The organism is Actinomycetota bacterium (assembly GCA_036280995.1).
GTDB lineage: Bacteria > Actinomycetota > CALGFH01 > CALGFH01 > CALGFH01 > CALGFH01.
In genome coordinates this window covers 1-3,090 of sequence record DASUPQ010000045.1, presented here as the reverse complement: position 1 = coordinate 3,090, position 3,090 = coordinate 1, and the positions used below count along the sequence as shown (strand labels likewise).

Sequence of the window (3,090 nt, the reverse complement as noted above, 5' to 3'; positions counted from 1 at the left end):
CACCGTTGCTGGTCCAGCCGACCGGGCGGAGGCTGGTGGAGCCACGCCAGCCAGCGCTTCCGTTGGGCCTGGACCCGACCCCGGTGGTGGAGCAGGTCAGGTTGGGGCCCGAGGATCGCCTGTTGTTATACACCGATGGGCTGGTGGAGGCGCGAGCGGCCGACGGGCGCCAGTTCGACCTGGACGACCGGGTGGAGGCCTGTCTCACCGCGGCCACGCTCAGTCATGCCCTGGACGGCCTGGTCGGGCTGCTGCTGGCCCACGCCGGTGGACGACTCAACGACGACTTGGCCCTGGTGCTGCTCGCCCCCGCCACCAGCCCGTTCCGCAGAGCACGATCTCCCGCCGTGGTCGAGGAGGCTGGCGGCGGCCCCAGACCTGAGCTGCACGGACAGCACTCGGACTGACGGCGTGGACGCTGAGCACCAGCCTACGGATCTAGCGGTTGGTGATCCGCGGTCGCAACGATCGAGCGTTGGGCCGAGGGCGACCAGGTTTGCCAAGGACCGCTCAAGGGGAGGCTGCCGTCGTTCGGCTGCTGTTGCTGCTGCGTCCACCTAGACCTCGTGGACGACCAGTGCCACGAGGTGCATTTGTGTCTACCGCCATCGCCCAGTTTCCCGACCATGCGGTCCTGGACGTCCACCCCGCCGACCGAGCTGCTGCGGCCGAGGTCGATGCCTGGGTGCAGGACTACGCCACCAGCCGCGACCCTCAGCTGCGCGAGCAGATCATCCTGGCCTACCTAGGCCTGGCCGACCGGCTGGCTGGCCGCTACCGCCACAGCCGTGGGACCACCCCGGAGGACCTGCGCCAGGTCGCCCGGGCCGGGCTGATCGCCGCCGTCGACCGCTATGACCCCACCCATGGCAACCCGTTCGTGCCCTACGGGGTGGCCTGTGTGGTGGGCGAGCTCAAACGTTACCTGCGCGACACCAGCTGGCGGCTGCACGTGCCCCGGCCGCGCAAGGAGCAGGCGCTACGGTTGTGCCGGGCGGCCGATGAGCTGCACCAGCGTCTGGGCCGCTCACCCACCACCACCGAGCTGGCCGAGCATGTTGAGCTGGACGAGGAGGAGGTCCTGGAGGGCCTGGCGGCTGCGGGCAGCCGCCTCGAGGTGTCGCTGGACCAGCCAGTCGGCGAGGACGGGGACGCATCGCTGGGCGACCTGATGGCAGCGGCCGGATCCCGGGAGGAGCCAGAGGACCTGTTGGCCCTGCCCGGCCTGGTCGCCGACCTGCCGGCGCTGGAACGCGAGGTCATCATGCTGCGGTTCTTCCAGGACCTGGACCAGTACGAGATCGCAGCCCGGGTCGGCTGCTCCCAGATGCACATCTCCCGGCTGCAACGGCGTGCCCTCGCCCGAATGCGGGCCCAGCTGGTGGAGCCCTGATCTGGCAGGGAGCTGTAGCGATGCAGGTCATCTGGATGGTGATGGTGGCTGCTCCGGCCAGCTGATGATCATCCAGACGATCCTTCTGGATCCGCCAGGAGCCATCCAGACCGACGAGGCATCCAAGCGTGAGCAGTCTAGATCCGTCTGGTGCTGTCGCAGGTTTAGGGAAGGGTCGTCGTGCATACCCTTGGGGTGGTGGCGATGCCGCCTTCCGAGCAGGACCGCATCCGTCCTGTGCCGCGTCGATCGCAGCCGCATTGGCTGCCCGCGGAGGTAGATCCGCTCACCCGTCGCGCCGCCCGGCGCCGATTCCGGCGCACCGGCGCACCATCCGGATCCCCCAGGGAGGCGATCCAGCCATGGGAGCTGCCCAGACACGCGAGTACGTCGACAGGCGATACGAGGATCACGACGTCAACGAGCTACCCGACGCCCCGGTCGAGGCCCTGCGCGGGCTCGGCAAGCGGGGCGGCGAGGCCCTGCACAAGGCGTTCGGGGTCAAGACCATCCGCGACCTGGCCACCAACGACTTCGTGCTGAAGGCCCAGGAGGTCCTCAGGCTGGCCGAGGGGCCGGCCGCCATTCCGACCGTCGCCCCCGCCCCGGTGACCGCGACCGGCGCGGATGCCGTCGGCCGCCAGCGGGAGCATGCCGGCCAGCAGACCCTGACCCGCTCCGAGGAGGAGCTGAAGGTCGACACCAAGCAGGTGCCGCGCGGCCGGGCCGGCGTCCGCAAGCAGGTCGTCACCGAGCAGCAGCGCCGGACTGTCCCGGTCGAGCGGGAGGAGCTGCGCGTCCAGCGCGAGCCGATCGCGGCCGGTGAAGGCGACCGTGACGCCGAGCTGTCAGCGGACGAGCGGACCATCGAGCTGCGAGAGGAGCGGCCGGTGGTCGACAAGCAGGTGGTGCCCAAGGAGCGCGTGCGGATCGGCAAGGAGGTCGTCCGCGACCAGGAGGAGGTGTCCGAGCCGGTCCGCAAGGAGAAGGTGGAGGTGGACCAGCCGGACAGGGAGCGGTGAGGGCGATGCCCAGACCCTCGATCGAGACGGCCCGCGCCTGGCGGGACAAGCCCATGGTGGACCGCGAGGGCGCCCCGCTCGGCCGTATCGTGCACATCTACCTGGACGTGGTCAGTGGGGAGCCTGAGTGGGCCCTGGTCACCAGCGGGCGGGAGGACCGTCCAGTCTTCGTGCCGCTGGTCGACGCCACCGAGCAGCAGGACCAGATCGGCGTCCCTGTCCAGCACGCGCTGGTCGCCGATGCCCCGGCCATCCGTCCCGGTCGGCGGCTGTCCAAGGAGCAAACCGCTCGGCTGCATGGTTACTACGGCGGTGCCCCGGAGCTGCGCTGGGGAAGTGCCAGGCGGATGGCGGGTGGCAGCCCGCCCGCCCGCCTGCGGGAAGGGCTGGATCGGGCTCGCCAGCGGGCGGCCAGCCTGCCCGGGGTTGGAGCTCCCCGTGGCCGGAGGTTGCTCGTCGCTGGCGCGGCCGCCTCCTCGGTGGCCGGCGGCGTGTTGCTGGCCCGGCGCCGCCGGCGACGCCAGTCATCCGGCCTGGCCGCCGCCGTCGGCCGGACCGTCGGGCCGGTCCTGGCCGTGCCCGCCGGAAGGTTGCGTCGGCGGCGCCGCCGCGGGCGGCTGCGTGCCCTGGTCGGGACGGCGGCCGTGCCCATGGCCGCGGCAGGGCGAGCCGCCG

Annotated in this window: 4 protein-coding genes; all 4 read left to right on the top strand. The window is 71.6% G+C overall.

All coding sequences use genetic code 11. The features are described 5' to 3' along the window. The first annotated feature begins 5 nt into the window (after positions 1-5). Positions 6-407: a SpoIIE family protein phosphatase gene (locus VF468_01135; GenBank protein HEX5876927.1), complete on the top strand. Its 402-nt coding sequence runs from the start codon at positions 6-8 to the stop codon at positions 405-407. Positions 408-595: 188 nt separating this feature from the next. After that, positions 596-1,393 carry a sigma-70 family RNA polymerase sigma factor gene (locus VF468_01130; protein HEX5876926.1) on the top strand — a complete coding sequence of 266 codons (798 nt, stop codon included), beginning with the start codon at positions 596-598 and terminating at the stop codon, positions 1,391-1,393. 362 nt (positions 1,394-1,755) lie between these two features. Continuing rightward, entirely contained in the window at positions 1,756-2,415 is a 660-nt protein-coding gene (locus tag VF468_01125; protein HEX5876925.1) for a YsnF/AvaK domain-containing protein, read from the top strand. Positions 2,416-2,420: 5 nt separating this feature from the next. Continuing rightward, a partial coding sequence (locus tag VF468_01120; GenBank protein ID HEX5876924.1) for a PRC-barrel domain-containing protein occupies positions 2,421-3,090 on the top strand: 670 nt, incomplete at its 3' end.